The following is a 781-nucleotide window of genomic DNA, read 5'->3' as shown; positions in this document are numbered from 1 at the left end:
GGGTGCTAAGGATATAGGGGTAGAATTTCACACTTTATCTAAAACCTATAATATGGCAGGTTGGCGCGTTGGTTTTGTCGTCGGAAATCGTCACGTGATCCAAGGTTTGCGGACACTCAAAACCAACTTAGATTATGGCATTTTTTCCGCTTTACAAACAGCAGCAGAAACCGCTTTACAACTTCCTGATTCTTATTTACATGAAGTGCAGCAACGTTACCGCACTCGTCGAGATTTTTTAATTGATGGTTTGGGTAAATTGGGGTGGAATATTCCTAAAACCGAAGCAACTATGTATTTGTGGATAAAATGTCCTGGGGGAATGAATTCTACAGATTTTGCTTTGAATGTTTTACAGCAAACAGGGGTAGTAGTCACTCCGGGAAATGCTTTTGGTGTGGGTGGTGAAGGCTATGTAAGAATTAGTTTAATTGCAGATTGCGATCGCTTGGGTGAAGCTTTACAAAGATTCAAAGAAGCGGGTATTTGCTATCAATCGGAAGTTTCTGTTTCTGCGTAATAATTAAGGTGAATACACAATCTCAAAAGCATTAAGATTATGACAATTCTGGAAAAAGTAGTAACTACGATGCAGCAGTTACCTATAGATCAACAGCAGCAAGTTCTCCGTTTTGTTGAGTTTCTAGTATTTGAATTGGGTAATCACCAACTTAATCAAGATTCTGAAAACTCAAATCTCAAAAAGCCTGAAACTTCTCCTCATGATCTATTGAGAAAATGGGAAGGAGTTATTGAAGGTGGGGTAGACGATCTTTCTTTT

Annotated in this window: 1 protein-coding gene and 1 pseudogene; both read left to right on the top strand. The window is 38.8% G+C overall.

Going from position 1 to position 781, the window contains the following annotated elements:
* Positions 1–520 (top strand): aminotransferase class I/II-fold pyridoxal phosphate-dependent enzyme (locus ACIR310F_RS26610; RefSeq protein ID WP_231387380.1); only part of this gene is annotated, 520 nt, incomplete at its 5' end.
* 39 nt (positions 521–559) lie between these two features.
* A pseudogene (locus ACIR310F_RS26040) lies at positions 560–781 on the top strand (hypothetical protein); the annotation flags it as partial.

Origin of the sequence: Dolichospermum circinale AWQC310F (assembly GCF_000426925.1) — a bacterium.
GTDB classification, from domain to species: Bacteria; Cyanobacteriota; Cyanobacteriia; order Cyanobacteriales; family Nostocaceae; genus Dolichospermum; species Dolichospermum circinale.
Note: the sequence above shows the minus strand (reverse complement) of the source record. Positions and strands in the feature narration are given on the sequence as shown.